Source organism: Catenuloplanes sp. NPDC051500 (genome assembly GCF_044454585.1).
Taxonomy (GTDB): Bacteria; Actinomycetota; Actinomycetes; order Mycobacteriales; family Micromonosporaceae; genus Catenuloplanes.
In genome coordinates, this window is sequence record NZ_JBITDX010000002.1 from 129,335 (window position 1) to 145,911 (window position 16,577).

The 16,577-nt window shown below is 72.7% G+C and carries 7 protein-coding genes; 3 read left to right on the forward strand and 4 right to left on the reverse strand.

The features are described from left to right. Positions 1-32 precede the first annotated feature (32 nt). Positions 33-800 carry a hypothetical protein gene (locus ACIA8K_RS03790; RefSeq protein ID WP_396054641.1) on the forward strand — a complete coding sequence of 256 codons (768 nt, stop codon included), beginning with the start codon at positions 33-35 and terminating at the stop codon, positions 798-800. A gap of 52 nt (positions 801-852) precedes the next feature. On the opposite strand, the gene ACIA8K_RS03795 is transcribed toward ACIA8K_RS03790, so the two are convergent. Further along, positions 853-2,946, reverse strand: a complete 2,094-nt coding sequence (locus ACIA8K_RS03795) for a hypothetical protein (RefSeq protein ID WP_396054643.1) — start codon at positions 2,944-2,946, stop codon at positions 853-855. 13 nt (positions 2,947-2,959) lie between these two features. Continuing rightward, positions 2,960-11,671, reverse strand: a complete 8,712-nt coding sequence (locus ACIA8K_RS03800; protein WP_396054645.1) for a hypothetical protein — start codon at positions 11,669-11,671, stop codon at positions 2,960-2,962. Positions 11,672-11,994: 323 nt separating this feature from the next. On the opposite strand from ACIA8K_RS03800, the gene ACIA8K_RS03805 reads away from it, so the two are divergent. Further along, positions 11,995-13,734, forward strand: a complete 1,740-nt coding sequence (locus ACIA8K_RS03805) for a CocE/NonD family hydrolase (RefSeq protein ID WP_396054647.1) — start codon at positions 11,995-11,997, stop codon at positions 13,732-13,734. 69 nt (positions 13,735-13,803) lie between these two features. On the opposite strand, the gene ACIA8K_RS03810 is transcribed toward ACIA8K_RS03805, so the two are convergent. Then, the gene (locus ACIA8K_RS03810; RefSeq protein WP_396054648.1) at positions 13,804-14,451 is read right to left on the reverse strand and encodes a formylglycine-generating enzyme family protein; all 648 of its coding nucleotides are present in this window, start codon (positions 14,449-14,451) and stop codon (positions 13,804-13,806) included. Positions 14,452-14,668: 217 nt separating this feature from the next. Between ACIA8K_RS03810 and ACIA8K_RS03815 the strand changes: the two genes are divergently transcribed. Continuing rightward, positions 14,669-15,442: an SDR family oxidoreductase gene (locus ACIA8K_RS03815; protein WP_396054650.1), complete on the forward strand. Its 774-nt coding sequence runs from the start codon at positions 14,669-14,671 to the stop codon at positions 15,440-15,442. 106 nt (positions 15,443-15,548) lie between these two features. Here the strand turns inward: ACIA8K_RS03815 and ACIA8K_RS03820 are convergent, their stop codons facing one another. After that, positions 15,549-16,496 carry an asparaginase gene (locus ACIA8K_RS03820; RefSeq protein ID WP_396055626.1) on the reverse strand — a complete coding sequence of 316 codons (948 nt, stop codon included), beginning with the start codon at positions 16,494-16,496 and terminating at the stop codon, positions 15,549-15,551. Positions 16,497-16,577: the final 81 nt, after the last annotated feature.

Here is a 16,577-nt window from a genome sequence, read left to right on the forward strand (position 1 = left end):
GGTGGTGCAGTCCGCCAGGGAAGGAGTCCCACGTGGCCGAGTTTGAATTCGACAACATCGATTCCGCGGTCTACAACAACGCCAGCGCCGTCACGATGAACATCAACTCTCGCGAGCTGTTCAACTGCGCCATGGCGGTGCAGGGGTACCGCGAGGACATCGTGGCCGCGTTCGAGACGGTCGGCAAGGCCTGGGAGGAGCTCAAGCTCGGCTGGACCGGCACGTCGTCGACGGAGTCGACCGCTTGGCGGGACACCTATCTGGTCGTCGTCAACGACTTCTTCGGCGAGGAGGGCGCGGGTCCGGACAACGACAAGAAGACCGGCGTACTCAACCAGTTCGCCGGTGGCCTGAAGGGTGCCGCGAACGGATACGCGCAGGTCGAGTCGAACCTGAAGGTGGCGTTCGAGATGTTCGCGGACGAGCTGTGGGAGGTCGGCCCGCCGAACGGTGACCGGAACAACTACCTTCCGGCGTTCGCGTCCTGGTCGCTGCCCGACGCCCCGGCGGCGACCAAGGCCTGGGACGACATGACGCTTACCGAGAAGGAAGCGAAGCTCAAGGCGGACGGCCACCGCGACCAGGATGCTCCGCCGGTCGCGGCGAACGTCGACACGGACGCCGACCCGTGGTTCGAGAACGGTGACACGGTCAAGGGCGAGTGGACCTGGACCGAGGAACGCCCCGGCCCCTACGACCTCAAGATCACGGTCAAGGACGGCGCGACCTGGACCGGGCAGCCGAACGACAAGGTCACCACCCAGTGGGTGTACGACGACAGCGGTGACCCCGTCAAGTAGTGAATCCGGCGGCGCCGGCGTCCCGTGCGGGGCGCCGGCGCCGGCCCCGGGCTCACGGACAGGTGGTCACCCAGATCGCCATCTCGTCGAAGACGGCCCGCTCCTGCGCGGTCGATGCGCCGTCGCGCCATCCCTGCAGCGTGCGGACGATGTCCGCGCGGCCACCGGGTCCTTCCGGCAGGTAGACCGAGTTGTCGTAGATCGCCTTCTTGACGACCTCCTCGCTCTCACCGGCAAGTCGCTTCTGGACGGCGTCGAGCACGGCCCGTGCGGCGCCGTCGTCGTGCGTACCGTAGGTGACGGCCTTGAGGTCCTCGAGCGCGCCGGCCCGTGCCTCCGGCGCCTGCTTCAGGACTGACGGCAGGTCGGGCAGCGCGGGCACGGTGCCGCCCTTGGCGGAGGCCAGGTACTCGACCGCCCTGTCGAACGAGCCGTCCTCCCGGCCGAGCAGGTCAAGAAGCTTGCTGTGCGCCCGGAACAGCTCGGGGTCGGCCGGGAGCCCGGCGATCCGGTGCTGGAGCGCCTTGAGCGAACTGCCGTCGGTGGCCAGCTTCTCCCGTACCGCCGCGGGGTTGTCGAAGGTCATCGACAGGTAGGAGGCGAGTTCCGGCTCCACAGTGGCCGCGGTGTTCGCCCGCTGCAGGTCACCGACCGCCTTCAGCGTCTCGCCGGTGAGGTCCTTGAAGGGCGGCACCCCGGCCGCGGCCCATTTGCGGTCGAAGTCGAGGCCGCCGCCCATCGACTGCTGGATGACCGGCGAACCCCACTTCTCGGCCATCCGGTCAAGCGCCGTGCTCACGCCGCCGTAGTTGAAGATGATCGGCGCCGGCTCGCGGTTCTGCAGGTGCTGGAAGGCCATGTGCTCGGCGCGCAGCAGGAAGCGCTTCTCCGCGCGCTCCGGGTGGCGCCGGGACCACTTGTCGCGCGGCGGCGGGCCGATCACGATCACCGACTGCCCGATCGCCTCGGCCGCGACCGAGAGCTTGTCAAGCACATCCTTGGGTACGCCGGGCCCGCCGAACCCGCCGACGAGGTCGACCGAGCGGCTGCCGCCCGCGCCGAACGTGTGCGTGCGGGTGACCCCGGGCGGCGGCAGGATCTGCGCCGGTACGCCCCCGGTGGCGGCCGGGTCCCGCAGCAGGTCGGCCAGGACGGTGTCCACAGGCAGCGTGCTGACCCTGATCTGTTCCGGGAGGTCGGGGAACACCGCCGTGGTGCCGGTGCCGAGGTCGAGGAAGGCGTCCCCGGCCGCGTCGTGCACGGCCACGAACACCTGCGAGTCCGCTGCCCCGTCCGCGCGTACCTCGATCAGGGAGTACGTCCCGTCCGCGCCCGCAACGTGCGCGAGCAGGTCACCGTAGGTGGCGACCGGGGTCAGCGGCGGCACGCCGTCCCGGGTCAGGTCGTTGCCGGTCAGCGCCCGGCCGTCGCGCAACAGGTCCGCGTGCTGGAACTCGGCCAGCGCGGACGCCATGCCGAGCCGCTTCCCACCGTCGACAGGTACGATCCGCCCGCCCGGGTAGCCGTCCTTGAGCGCCTCGGCGCGGACGTCCGGCCCGGTGGTGACGAACGGGTTCGCGTCCCAGACCCGCGCCGGTTCGACCCGGATCAGCGTGGCGTTCGCCGGGGTGGCCGGGCCGGACGTGTCGAAGTGGACGATCCGGCTCGACGGGATCGGCTCTCCGCCGTCGGCGAGCCGCTCGATCGGAATCTCGACCGGCAGGCCCATCATGTCGGCGCGGGCGGCGAGGTCGGCCAGGCTCATCCGGACGTCCTCCTGGCCGCGGCCGAACAGCGGCCGCTCGACCAGCCGGTCCAGCGCCTCCGCGGGGATGCCGCGGAAGTACTGGTACATGAGCGCGCGCACGGAGCCCTTCTCCGGGCTGAGCGCGCCGGTCGGGCGGGCGATGCCGTCCTCCCAGAGAGTGGTCGCCGCGCTGGTGTCGGTGAGCGCGTCACGCATGCCGATCCCGAACGAGACGTAGGCGTACTTGTCCACGCTGAGCATCTGCTGGGCCTCGCCGAGCAGCGTGTCCTGAGCCATGCTTGACGGCGGCGCGTTGAAGACGTGGTTGCCGGTGCTGGTGGGGACGACGTGTTCCAGGCAGATCGCGTCCATGGTGCGCGAGGTGAGCGGCAGGGTCACGGCGGTTCTCCAGTCAGCAGTTCGTCAGGATGTGGGTGGCGACCTCGATCGCGGCGGCGAGCGGCGGGTTAGAGGTTCGCATCGAATCGCGCAGTGTGTCGAGTCGCCCGATCCACGCGGTTCGGTCGATCGGGTCGACGCACTTGGGGTTCCGCGCCTCGTCCGGCCCTCGCTTGTAGGCCGCGGTGACGTCTCCGAGCATGTCCATGATCTCCCGCAACGGCGGATGTGTCATCGGGTCGCCGTCCAGTTCGGCGGGGGTCAGCGAGAGAAGTCTGACGGCCGCCTCGAAAACCTCGCGGTTGGCCTTGTCGGTCTGGGTGACAGCGGTGGCCCGTACCAGCGAGAGTCCCTGCTCGTGGGTGAGCGCGCCGGACATCATCAGCGACCACAGCAGCCCGTCCATGGCGAACCTGTCGGCGCGGGGCCCGATCGTGGCCAGGTAGTCGTAGACGAACCCGGCCGTGGCCCGGTCGCGCGGCCCGGCCGCCGGCGTCCGCTCCACGTCAAGGATCGACGTCGCGGTCGGGGTCAGCCCGGCCTCGCCGGGTGAGGGCAGCCCTCCGGCGGCACGCGCCACCTCGAGCGCGGTCCGGAACGCGGCCAGCCGCGTGTTCCCGGGCTCGGCCGCGACCGCGCCGGAAAGCGCGACGGCCGCGGCGGGCGCATGCAGCCCGTCCAGGTGCTCCCGGTGGTACGCGCGCGCCTCGGCCCAGGTGGGGAACATCGTCCAGGTGCCCACGCTCTCCGGCAGGGTGGTGCCGCCGCCGTCCTGCGGTGGCTCGCCGCGCAGCCGTCCGGCGGCCTCGAAGATCTCCGCGCCGAGCCGGGACTCCATCTGCCGGCCTTCGCCGCCGGCCGTCTGGAGCAGCCAGACCCGTTCCCAGCCCGCCATGGCCGGCTGGATCAGCACCGGCCCGAACGCGCGGCGCACGCTCTCGAACAGCTCACCGGACGCCTTCGTGGCCTCGGTGGTGACCACGACCGGCGAGATACCCATCCGGGCGAAGCCGGTCAGCACCTCGCGCAGCTCCGCGACGACCGGCCCGGACGTCTGCGGCGGGCCGCTGAGGTCGACCGCGACGACCTGCCGACCGGCGGTGGCCGCGAACCGCCGCACGTCCGCGGCCTGCCCGGCGAGCGAGCCCGCCCACGCGCCGAGCAACCGCGGCGCCGGTGTGGCGGCGGTCCCGGAGGCGAACAGCACGCCGGGCTGCCGGCCGTCCCGGTGTGCCGCGAACGCCGTCGGGTCGTCCTGGGAGCGGAAGCCGTCGAACGTCAGGTCCCGGCCGTCGACGGTGAGGTCGTTGAGCGTGTCCCAGTCACCGGTGGCCTCGGGCGTGAACAGTCGCCAGACCTCGCCGCCCTCGGTGAGCAGCGGGCGGTTCCCCGCGGCGCCGAGCAGGTTGCCCGGGGCGGCCAGGACGGTGCCGTCGATCGCGGTGCTGTACGCCTGGACGAGCGCCGGGTTCAGCTCGGTGATCTCGCAGGTGATCAGCGCCCGGTCGGTGGCGAGACCCGCGGTGATCTGTGCCAGCTCGGCCACGGTGAGCAGCACCGAGCCCTCGACGCCGAACTGGACGGCCGGCACCCGCACGTACTCACCCTGGTTGTGCACCGCGACCACAGGCAGCCCGCCACCGGCCGGACCGGACGGCGGAAGCCAGTTGCGGCCTTGCAGCCGTTGCCATTCCACCTCGGGCACCAGCACCAGCACGGTACGGCCGGCGACCGTCTCCTGGCGGATCACGAGCGAGATGTCGTCGCCGATCCGGAAGCCGCCCCGCCCGTCCGGTGTCACCCGGCCGCCCGGCAGCTCGGCGACCGGCCTCGCCCGGAGGTCGGACATCGGGAACTCGGTCCGGCCGGTTCCGCTCAGCAGGTCGCGGACGCGGTGCCTGTTGTCGAGCCGCTGCCGGCCGATCTGCGCGGTGGCCCCGTGCAGCACTGCGGAGAGCCGGTCAGGATCCGCCAGGACCGCCGGGTCGACGACGAGCGTGTGCGCGTCGTCGCGGTGCCGCCCGAAGACCGCGTGCCCGAGGTCGTCCGGGGCAAGCCGCAGCAGGGCCTGGCCGCCGGCCGCGACCGTACCCTCGGTGATCTTGATTCGGTAGCGGTGGCCGTCCGCCGGGAAGGCCTTGACCCAGCCGTCCGGCCGCACGCCCATCCGCAGCGGTGCGAGCGCCGGCCGGTTCGCGGCCTGCCAGAGCCGCGTGCTCAGCACGTCGTCCGCGTGGCTGTCCCGGAGCGTGTCGTCGTAGAGCCGCTCGTTGTCCGCGCGCGGTGCCGTCGACGCCGGGTCGGACGGCGCCCGCGTCTTGCGAAGCACGCTCAGCGGCGTGTTCGTGGCGGCCCGGTAACCGTGCCGGGCGCGCAGGTCGGCGAGGACCGCGGTCCAGCGGTGCCCGCCGGTGTCCTGGGCCTCGCGCAGGCCGAGCCGGTCCAGCAGCACGACGAGCTTCCCGCTGACCGCCGGGACTGTCAGGTCCGCGCGGGCGGTCTTCGCCGGGTCGTGCGCGTAGTCAAGGTCCCGGGCCATCGCCAGCAGCTCGTTGACGGCGAGCCGGTCACGGTGGGTCAGGGTCACGGGGCCGGTCGCCGCGGGTCCCCGCCACAGCACCGGCGGATCGTTCCAGTGCCGCACGTCGCCGGCCCGGGTGAAGCCGCGCCGGGTGCCGCGCCAGCCGCTGACGATCCGGCCGCCGGTGCTGCCCGGCATCGCCTTGAGCGTCCCGCCGAGGCCCACCCAGCCCGGACCGGTCGCCGGGACGATGTGCCGGTTGGCGACCGCGGCGGCCGTGAGGAGCTCGGTGATCTCGCTCGCCATCTCGGCCCGGGTGGTGATCATCCGCTGGGTCTCGGCGAGCGCCACCTTGGTGCCGGCCTCCTGCGCGACAAGCGGCGCGGACACCCGGAGCAGGTTCTCGCCGATGCCTGTGGCAAGCTTCGCGACGCCGCCGACCGCGATGCCGACGCCGAGCACGCCGCCGTCCAGGCCGAGCAGGCCACCGCCGACGATGCCCGCCGCGCCGATGTGCGTGACGAACGACGGCACGTGCTTGTACGCCATCTGCAGTCGTCCGGACACCTCCCTCGGCCGGCCGGCATCCGCGTTCGCCCGGCCCTGGGCGCGGGCCGCCGCGAGCCGTCGCAGGCGGATCCTGTGCATCGCGCTGAGCAGCCTGGAGTTCTTCGGGTCGGCGGCGGGCCGCTCGTCGATCGCGACCGGCTTGACCGCGCCGGCCTCCTTGAGCAGGAACGCGCTGGCCTGCTGGATGTACTGCAGCCGGTTCAGCGCGTCCCAGCTGGCCACCGCGACCAGGTCGGCGAACTCGTGCCGCTTGAGCCCGCTCCATCCCGCGCCGTAGACCGCGCCGCTGGCCCCGGCCGCCGCGATGTTCATGGTCAGCAGGTCGACCACGCTCGCCGCGATGAAGCCGAGCACGAGCGACGGCAGCTGCGCCCCCGAGTGCTGGCCGCCGACCCGCAGCGCGTTGTGCAGCCGGCTCGGCTTCCCGTCGCCGACCCCGCGGGTCACCAGGTCGTACGTCTCGGAGAGCGTGGAGCCGGTCCACGGGCTGTTCCGGCGCTGGGTCATCTCCCGGACCGCGCTGTTGACCTCCGCGGTGATGCTCTGGATCATGCTGTCGACCTGGGTACGGGCCGTGCGCAGCTCGGTCTGCAGCGCGGCGTCGACAGGGCCGTCGCCGATCCGGTTCATCAGCTCGCGGACCCGGAAGTACGCGCTCTCCACATAGTCGTTGCGCATCTTGTCCCAGGTGCGCGCGTGCTCGAACGCGTACCGCTTGGACGACACCGCCTCCGGGTGGTCGAACGCGTGGTCAAGCTCGGCCTGGATCAGGTTCGCGAGCACTGTCAGGCCCAGTGCGGTGCCGCCGGTCGCCCACCTGCTGCTCACGCTGCCGGCCACGATCATCGAGGCGAGCGCCTGCGCGAAGCCGGACGGCGACCGCTTCGTCACGTTCGCCTGGGCGGAGGACATCTGGAACCGCGGGGCGCTGAACAGCCCGTAGCCGGCCACCTCGGTGCCGGGCGCGATCAGCCGGTTCGCGGGCGGGCCGTCGATGGCGCTCATCCGCGCGTTCGCCGCGTCCGACCAGGCCTGCGGCATCGGCTGGGCGGCCGCGCCGGCCATGCTCGCGCCCATCAGCGACGGGTCGCGGCCCGCCGCCGTACCCGCGCCGAATGTGGTGAGCACGCCGAGCGGCGTCGAGGTCAGCCGCCGCGCGTTGTGCAGCGCCAGGCCCGGCTTCTCCGGCAGTGGCGGCTCCACCTTCTCCGCCCGCCACGTCGGCCGGGCGATCGCGGTCTCCAGCTCGGTCTTCAGCGCGGCCGGCAGCCCGTCGCGGTCCGCGAGGAGCCGCATGTCCGCCTTGGTCTCGCGCATCAGGCCGTCGAGCGTCCGCTGGTGAAGCGTCAGTCTGGTCGTCTTCGCCCGGCTCCACCGCGCGATCGAGCCGGAGGCCGCGTTCCGCTGTAACCGCAGCGCCCGCTCCCCGGCGAGCAACTGCCGGGCCTCGGCCACATCGGTGCCCCCGGGGCCGGAGACCAGGGCCGCCAGCATGCCGGAGAGCTGGGCGTGGATCGTCGCGTCGCTCGCACGCGGGCGGACGCGGAGCTCCCAGCCGTCCCCGGCCGGGTGCAGGCCGACGGCGACCCGGCTGTCCCACTGCGGGCCGGCCGCCTGGACCACCCGGATGTCCAGCCGGCCCTCGGCGTCGATGTCGGTACGCACGCCGGGCGCCAGCCGCAGCCGCAACACGTCATGCCCGCCCACAGTGACGATGCCGGAGCCGAGGATCTCGTCCGACAGCGCGGTGAACGCCGCGGCCGCCTTCTTCACCCCGTCGAGCATCGCGGACGCCGCGGTGGAGGCACGCGTGTCGAACATCCGCATCCGGACGAGCGTCATCGCCTCGGCCGGGAGGTTCTGCGCGCGAAGTCGCTTGTCAAGCGCCTCCGCGCGGACCTCGGCGCCCTTCTGGTCGCTGAGCACGCCGAGCGCGACCAGGTCGTCGACGATGCCGGCGCCGCGTGCCGGGCTCGCTGCCTGCCCCATCCGCGTGGTCAGCGCGTCCAGCCGGGCCCGGTCCGACGCCCCGAACGGCCGGAACCAGGACGGTGCGCCGTCCGGGCCGAGCTGATGGTGTTCCGGCGCGTACCAGACCACGCGCTTGGCCTGGCGGAGCGCGTCCGTCCGCGGCCCGAACAGCACGCCGGTGCCATTCGCGAACGCCGCCGGGTCGTCCACCGACCGGAAGCCGTCGAACCCGAGCTCCCGTCCGTCGACTGTCACGTCGTTGAGCGTGTCCCACCCGCCCCCGGTGTCCCGGGACTCGGCAGTGAACAGCTGCCAGGGCACGCCGCCCTCGGTGAGCACCGGCAGGCCCCGGGCCGCGCTCTCGCCGGTGCCGTCGATCAGCGTGCCCACGCCGTCCTCGGCGCCGCCGAGCAGCTTGGCCGGGGCGGCCAGGACCGTACCGTCGAGCGCGGCGGCATATCCCTGGATGAACGCGCCCGGCAGCTCGGCGATCTCGCAGGAGATCACCGCCTGGTGCTTGCCGAGCCGCTCCGCGATCTGCGTCAGCTCGGCCGGCGTCAGCAGCACCGAGCCCTCGACATTGCCCTGGACGGCAGGCACGCGCACGAACCCGTCCTGGTTGTGGACGACGACCACAGGCAGCGCGGCGCCGTCCTCCGGGGCCGGCGGGAGCCAGTTACGGCCGCGCAGTTCCTGCCACTCCGTCTCCGGGACCAGCAGCAGCACCGTCCGGCCGGCGACGGTGACCTGCCGGATCAGCAGCGAGACGTCGTCGCCGATCGTGAAGCCGCCGAGACCGTCCCCGGACAGCCGCCCGCCGGGCAGGTCGGCGACCCGCACCGGGCCGCCCGCAAGCGGGTTGGGCCCGGACTTGTCGTTGCCCGCGTACTTCATCTCGCCGAGCCGCACCGGCATGTCCAGGTGGGCCGCGACCCGCCGGGCCACGTTGCCGGCCCAGCGACTGGCGTCCCCGGCCTTCGGCTTGCGCACCTTCAGGCTCATGAACCGCCCGGACTTGGTGTTGACGTCCACCATGTCGCCGAGCGACGAGATCAGATGCAGTTCGCCACTGGTACGGCCCTGCGCCGCCCGCAGCAGCGGAGTGACCATGTCCGAGCCGGGGACTGTGTGCTCCGCTGCGGCGATCGCCGGATGCCCGACCGTGTTGAGGATCTCGACGACGTCGTCGAGCGTGAGGCCCGGGTACGTGCCACGCCACCCCTCATAGAGCGCGCTCAGCTGTGCGGCGCCGATCGCTGAGGTCCGCTCCAGGTCGGCGATCCGCCGGACGTGCTCCGCCTGATCCGTGCCGGCCGCCCGAGCCGCGTCGCGCGCCGCAATCGCCGCCGGGAGGTCCTTGTTGACCGGCACCTCGCTGGCGATCCAGATCTCGCCGTCGGCAGTGGTGAAGTAGTGCCACTCCGCGTCCGGGTGCTGCTCGAGCATGTGCGGCTTGAGGTGGTGAAGCGTCATCCACAGCGCCGGCCTGCGCAGCAGCGCGTACCGGACCAGGTCCTTGTTCTCGATCACCGCGTTCTGCGGTGACGCAAGGAATCCGTCGACCGCCGACTTCAACATCGGGTTCTCGCTCGGCGGCAGCGGCGGTTCGCCGTCCTCGACCTCGGGCGTGGCGGGCTGCAGCTGCGGGGTGCTCCGGGCGCCGAAGACGTCCCGTTCCTCGGCCTTGACCTTCTTCGACCAGACCGCCGTGCCGTACTCACGGTCCAGGTCGACCGCGCGCCGCACCAGCTCGTCCACGTCCGCGGTGAAGACCCGGAGGATGTCGTCGAGGTCCAGCTCGGCGGCGGTGCGGTTCCACCAGTCGCGGGCCGCATCGGCGTCGAGGTTCCGGCCGGCCGGGAGTATCTCGGTGAGCAGCCAGTCGGCGACGTTGGCCCGGAACCTGTTGATCCGGTTGTCCGTGTTCCGCAGCTGGTGGCCGCGCTCCTGATAGACCTCCTGTGACAGGGTCGCCTCGTCAAGCGTGGTGGCCGACGGGACCGGCTTCGCCTCGATGTCCAGGATGGACCGGTACGTCGCCGCGGACGACGTCCAGTCGTCGATCGCCGCGGTGAGCGCGCCGCGATCACCCGCCTCCACCGCCGCCCGGACCCGCGCGAGGTGCGCCGGCCAGTCGATCGGCACGTCCAGGCGCTGAAGCTGGGCGGCCTCGGCGTGCCGGGTGCCGTCGAAGTCCGGGCCGGCGCCGAGCCGCACCGTACGCAGGCCCAGCCGGTCCGAGACCTCGCCGACGCCGCCGGACATCCCGATCACCGTGGCGGTACGGCCGGTGTTCAACGCGGTGAGGACCGCGTCCAGGTGCGCAGTCCTGGTCAGGTCGAGGCCGTGGGTGGGGGCGTCCCGCTGGAGCGCGAACAGCTCCGGCGCCCGGTCGCGCAGGTTCGCGCCCGGCTCCGGCCCGATCAGCAGCACCCGTCCCGCCGGGTACTGCCGGCGCAGGCCGTCGACCAGGCTCTCCAGCACGGCCGGGGTCAGCGCCGTGCCGTCCTGGCCGGCCGGTTTCCCGTCGCCGATCGCGGTGGAGAAGACGAAGACCGGCTCGCTTCCGGTGAGGCCCAGCCCGTCGACGAGCGCGGTCGCGGCCGGGTCCCGGACCGGTGGCGCGACGGGCGGCGCGGGGGCGGGCGGCGCGAGCGTGGCAAGCGTGACCGGGTCGCCTGCCGCGTTCCGGACCGAGACCGTGGTGCCGGCCGCGCGCAGCTCCGCGGTACGCCCGTCGGTGGCGGCCGGGTCGAACCGGGACATCGGCTCGTGATCCAGCTCCGCGTTCACCCAGAACACGTCGTGGTCAAGCGACACCAGCCACCGGACCCGGTCCTCGCCGCGGCCGGGCAGTCCGCCGCGGACCATCGCGACCGAGCCCGGCACGGCCTTCAGCGCGTCGTGGAGCGCCTTCGGGTCCGCCCGCTCGCCGGCGCCGAGGCCTGACGTGAATGCGTACAGCACCTCGGTGACAGTTGTCGGCAGCACCGCGCGGGTGAGCTGGTCCAGGTCGAGGACGTTCCGCGCGCCGCGCGCCAGCTCCGGGTCGGCGACTGTCGGCACCGCGGCCCGCTCGGCCGGCCCGGTGATCGTCGGCACGCCGACAAGAGCAAGCCCGAGCGCCATCTGGTACGCGGCGGTCACCGGCGTTGGGGTCCCGTCGTCCACGGTGCGCCGCACGCCGAGCGTGTCCCGCAGCCGTGACGCCTCGATGAGCAGGTCCCGGAGCCGCTCGAAGCGGGTTCGGGCCGGGTCCACGGCGAGCCGCGCGGCGGTCTTGAGCGTCTCGCGCGCCGCGGCCTGCGCGCGGGGCAGCACCCGGAGGCCCTGCGGAACCCCTGTGGTCTCCAGCCCTGCCGCGTCCACGGCCACGACCCGGGCGCCCAACTCGGCGTCCGCCCGGAACGGCAGGTGCTTCTGCAGGTCGAGCGTCTCGGTGTGCCGCATCCAGGCGACCGGGTCGTGCGTCTCGCCCGGGTGGGCGCCGATCACCAGTCCGGCGCGGGCCGGCGACGGCATCTCCTGCAGCGCGAGCCGCACCCGGCCGACCGCGGCCGGGTCGGTGAGCGTGGCGTCGGTGAGGAACACGGCGGTACCGCCGGTGAGACGGCGTGCGCTCATCGCCCGGGTCAGCGCCCCTAGATCAACAGGGGTGGTCATCGGCCCTTCGTGAAAGAAAACACCCGATGGAATCGGAATGAACCGTCCGTCCGCGCAGATCTGGAGAAAGGCACTCGGGCTCGGCACGGCTTCTCCCCGTCGTACGTGGACTATGCGAAACCACTTCTACGACCGCCCTGAACTGCTGGTTCATCGCCCAAGTTGAACCATTGATTAATGCGCGGTAATCGCTTCTTTCACGAGGCGTAAATGCAGGCGAGATTTAACGGAAACACGCTGGCGGCGCCATTTCCCCCGCGGACCGGCGACACCGGCTAGCGTCAGGGAGCATCGAGACATCTCCCTACATGGGTGGAGGACACGTGTTACGTACCGCCATCGCCGCTGCTCTGGTCCTTGCCGCGGTCGCCGCGGCGAGCCCCGCGCAGGCCACGGGTCGCGCGACGATAGTCGTCAAGGACGGCGCGACCCAGCCGGTCTTCGACTATGCGGCCGCGCTCAACGAGGACGTCTGGGTGGAGGCACCGCTCGACACCGACCGGGACGGCGTTCGCGACCGGGTGCACCTGAACATCACCCGCCCCGGCGAGACCGAGACCGCGGGCCTGCGGGTGGCCTCGTTGATCATGCCGACGCCGTACGGCGGCAGCACGCCCGAGGTGCCCTACCCGAGCGTCGACGTGGACCGCCTGCCGCAGGAGGGCGTGCACGCGAAGTCCGCCGCCGCGATCGCCGCGAACCGCGCGCTGACCAGCTTGAACGCCGCACCGGCCGCGGTCAGCACCTGGGAGTACTACACCACCCGCGGGTACGCCATGATCGCGATGGACAGCCTGGGCACCGCGACCTCCACCGGCTGCCCGGACGCGGGCGGCCGGGACGAGCAGATCTCCACCCGCGCCGTGGTCGACTGGCTGGACGGCAAGGGCCGGGCGTTCGACGCGGCCGGCAACGTCGTCTCCGCGCGCTGGTCGGCCCGGAGCGTCGGCATGTACGGCGTCTCCTACAACGGCACGCTGCCGATCATGGCGGCGCTCACCGGCCGGTCCGCGCTCCGGACGATCATCCCGATGTCCGCCGTGACCAGCTGGTACGACTACTACCGGGCGAACGGCCTGGTGGTGGCGCCCGGCGGCTGGCAGGGCGAGGACCTGGACATCATGGCGAAGTACGTGCTCTCCCGGGCGAACCCGGAGGCGTGCGCGCCGAACATGGCCTACCTGGAGCAGGCGCAGGACCGCGCCACAGGCGACTACTCCCCGGTCTGGGCGGCCCGCGACTACACCGCCCAGGCCGGTCAGATCAGGGCCAGCGTGTTCGTGGTGCAGGGCCTCCAGGACTGGAATGTGAAGCCCAAGCAGGGCGTCCAGCTGTGGGACGCGCTCGACGTCGACCGCAAGCTCTGGCTCTACGACCGCGGCCACGGCTCGTCCTGCGCCCCGGAGTTCGCGCCGGCCATGCACCGCTGGGTCGACCACTACCTCTACCGGGTGGACAGCGGCATCGAGGACGAGGCGCCGGTGACGCTCGAGAACGCGAGCTGCACTGTCACCGAGACCACCACGGCCTGGCCGGTCCCGGGCACCAGGAACGTCACGGTCCCGCTGGCCACCGGCCGGCCGCGCACCGACACGTTCACCGACGACGGCCGCACGCAGAACGCGCAGCAGCTGGTGGCCTCGGCCTCGGCGGACCACCGGCTCGCGTACCAGCTGCCGGTGTTGACCCGGGACACCCGGCTCAACGGCACCCCGTGGATCACCGCGGATGTCAGCGTCGACCGCACCGCCGCGAACCTGACCGCGCTCCTTGTCGACTACGCGCCGGACGGCACCACCCGCATCCTCACCCGCGGCTGGACCGACCCGCAGAACCGCCGCTCACTCTCCCGCTCCGAGCCGCTCACCCCGGACCGGACCTACCGCCTGCGCTGGGACCTCCAGCCGGTCGACCGCACCGTCGCGGCCGGTCACCGCCTCGGCGTGGTCGTCATCTCCACCGACTACGACTACACGCTCCGCCCGCTGCCCGGCACCGAGATCTCGGTGCGCCCGGTCAGCAGCAGCGTCCAGCTGCCCGTGGTGGGCCGCTCCGCGCTCTGACCTGTGGACTCGGCCGGTCGCCGCGGCGACCGGCCGGGCTCAGGCGCTGCGGGCTCAGGCGCTGCGGGCTCAGGCGTTGCGGGCTACGCGGAAGCCGACGTCGTCGAGGGTGAGGCTGGGGTGGCTGCGGCGGCGGACGGAGGCGCGGCAGCTCCAGTGCTCGTCGAACCAGCCGCCGCCGCGCAGCACCCGGTAGCCGCCGTAGACGGTGGCGTCGTAGACGTCCCAGCACCAGTCCCAGGCGTTGCCGAGCATGTCGTGGAAGCCCCAGGCGTTCGGCGTCTTGCGGCCGGCCTCGCGCAGCCGCTCGCCGGAGTTGTCGCGGTACCAGGCGACCTCGTCGAGCGGGCCGTAGCGGGGGCCGCTGGTGCCGGCGCGGCAGGCGTACTCCCACTCGGCCTCGGACGGCAGCCGGTAGCCGTCCGCATCGCGGTCCCAGGTCACGTCCTCGCCGGCCACGCCGTAGACCGGGGCCAGCCCGTCGCGGGCGGAGAGCGCGTTGCAGAACAGCACGGTGTCCCACCAGGTCACGTCCGTGACCGGCTGCGCGTCGTCGCCGCCTCCGACCGGGCAGCGGCCGATGATCTCCGCGTAGAGCTCCCGGGTGACCGGGAGCGCGGCGAGCCGGAACGCCGCCACCTCCACCGGCCAGCTGGTCTGCGTGCGGCGGTCGGAGAGCGTCACCTCCCCGGCGGGTACGGCGATCAGAGTGTCCACGTCAGAATCCTAGTGCGGCCTCCGCACGTCCTGCCCGCGTCCGTCGTATCGACTCGGCGTGCCGGAGAACGGGCCGGGCCGACCGGCCGGGCCACCGCTGATCAGACCGGCGTCTCATCGGTCGAGCAGCAGTGTTCTCGCAGCTCAGAGCGGCCTTACCCACTGTGGCTCAGGGTAGGGTTCCGGGCGGTTCCGTACCCGCCCCTCAGGAGACGACATGACAGACACCAAGACGTTGGTACTCGTGGGAGCCGGCCCTCGCATGGGTCTCAGCATCGCCACCGTGTTCGGCGCCAAGGGCTTCCGGGTGGCGCTGATCTCCCGGAGCCGGCGGAAGCTGGACCCGATGGTCGCCCGGCTGCGGGAGCTTGGCGTGGACGCCGACGCCTTCCCCGCCGACGTGACGGACGCCCCCGCGACGACTGCCGCCTTCGACGAGATCAAGAAGCGGTACGGCCGGATCGACGTCATGATCTACAACCCGGCGCCCGACTTCCGCGAGGGTCTGGTGCCGATCGCTGACGCGCTCGACGTGACCGTGGAGAACACCGCGCCGTGGGTCGACATCCGGATCAACGGCATGATCACAGCGGTACGGCAGGTGCTGCCGGACATGCGGGCCGCGGGCACCGGCACGATCCTGATCGTGGCCGGCGGCTCCGCAATCGACCCGGCCCCCGCCCTCGGCAACGCGGGCCTGGTCTCCGGCGCCCAGCGGCACTGGGCGGTGAACCTGCACAAGTCGCTCGATGGCAGCGGCGTGCACGTCGCGTTCACCGGGATCAGCGGCATCATCGGCACCGGCGGTCCCAAGTCGGACCCGGACGAGATCGCCCCGTTCTTCTGGGACGTCTACACGGCCGGCACCGGCGCGGAACACGTCTACCGCATCCCGTTCACCCCGGAGACCGCGGCTTTCGTGGCCGCCATGCGCGCCGAGGCGGACCGCGCGCTTGCCGCCCGCGCCGGGGACACCGCCGATCGATCCTAGGCGCTGTATCGACGTGGGATGCCGGGCTGCGGCGAGGCCCCGGCGACCCCTGGACCGCGCCTCGCTCCGACCTCCACGTCGATACAGGGCCTGGAAACCGGCGCTACTACCAGACCGCGCGCAGCTCGCCGACCGGTTCGCCGCCGCCGAGCACCGGGGACGGCGGCGGCTCCCAGTCCACGCCGAGCGCGCCGAGCGCGGCTGAGAGCACCGCCGGGATCGCCCGCATGGCGCCGTCGTCGATCTTCAGCGCGACCGCTCCAGCGCCCGGGACCGCGACAGCGGCGAAGCCTTCCGCGCCGCCCTTGGCCAGCAGGCCCGGCACCTGCGTCATCAGCAGCGTGTCAGTCGCGCCGGTGCCGGCGACCAGGCGTGGGTGGGCGCGCATCGCGTCCGCCACCTGGCGCTCGAACGAGCCGGGTGCCGCGTGCACCAGACGCAGGAACGCCTGCGCGACGCCGGTGAGCGAGAACGCGAGTACCGGCGCGCCGCATCCGTCCACGCCTGCCGCCGCGGCCGGTTCGCCGGTCAGCTCCTCCGCGGTGGCGCGCAGCTGGCGTTGCAGCGGGTGGGACGGCTCCCAGTAGCCGTCCGTGGTCCAGCCGGCGGCCTGGCAGGCGAGCAGCATGCCTGTGTGCTTGCCGGAGCAGTTCATCCGGGTCCGGGTGGGCACCTGGCCGGCCCGCAGCGCCTCGTCCCGTACGGCCGGCCCGGCGGGCAGATCGGGCGGGCAGTGCAGGTCCGCGCCGGCGAACCCGTGCGCGCCGAGCAGCGCCTCCACCCGGCTGACGTGCACGTCCTCGCCCCAGTGGCTGGCGCAGACGAGCGCGAGGTCGGCGTCGTCGTCGAGTCGCAGGCCGGAGCGGAGCATGCCGACGCCCTGCAGCGGCTTGTTCGACGAGCGCGGGAAGACCGGGCCGCGGCCGTCGCCCCGGACGGCCAGGGGCGCGCCGCCGGCGTCGAGGACCACTACCGATCCACGGTGCGTGCTCTCCGTGAAGCCGGACCGTACGGCCTCGGCGAGCACGGCCCCGCCCCGATATCCATCCCGCATGATCCAGACGCTACCGCCGTTGATCAGCGCGCGCAGCGTACCCACAGGGCATTGATGACCTTGACTTTGTGGGTAGCCTGG

Excerpts from the sequence above, each read along its gene's own strand:
- ACIA8K_RS03800 (WP_396054645.1), bottom strand. The coding sequence starts at position 11,671 with ATGACCACCCCTGTTGATCTAGGGGCGCTGACCCGGGCGATGAGCGCA.
- ACIA8K_RS03820 (WP_396055626.1), bottom strand. The coding sequence starts at position 16,496 with ATGCGGGATGGATATCGGGGCGGGGCCGTGCTCGCCGAGGCCGTACGG.
- ACIA8K_RS03815 (WP_396054650.1), top strand. The coding sequence starts at position 14,669 with ATGACAGACACCAAGACGTTGGTACTCGTGGGAGCCGGCCCTCGCATG.